Raw genomic sequence first — 367 nt, forward strand, 5'->3', positions numbered from 1 at the left:
TGTTTGGAGCGCGTTGTTATCCAGCTGAGTCCGAGTTTATGAAGGAGTCTGTAAATGTTGTGCACACCATACTTAACGTTGAACTGCTCTTCGATGTATGCAACAAAATCCTCTCCCTGTAATCGACCACCATCAGGCTTTATAGCGGATTCAGTGACATACTTTTTAAACTGCTCCAATTGTTTTTCGCTTAGGCTACAAGGGCGACCTGGATGATGTTTACCAGCTAAAGCATCCAAACCAAACTGCTGGTAAGTTGCCACCCAAGTATTAACACTTGTACGACTAACTTTGAGAATCCTTGCTATTTCAGTACGTGACATTCCATCCTCAAAATGAGAGACAGCCAAATAGCGTATGCGTAGTC

General features: G+C 43.1%; 1 protein-coding gene. It reads right to left on the reverse strand.

What is annotated here, in order from left to right:
• A partial coding sequence (locus Q1A70_RS20550; protein WP_299695920.1) for a helix-turn-helix domain-containing protein occupies positions 1-323 on the reverse strand: 323 nt, incomplete at its 3' end.
• Between the last annotated feature and the right edge of the window lie 44 nt (positions 324-367).

It is taken from the genome of uncultured Vibrio sp., from assembly GCF_947488985.1.
In the GTDB taxonomy this organism is placed as follows: domain Bacteria; phylum Pseudomonadota; class Gammaproteobacteria; order Enterobacterales; family Vibrionaceae; genus Vibrio.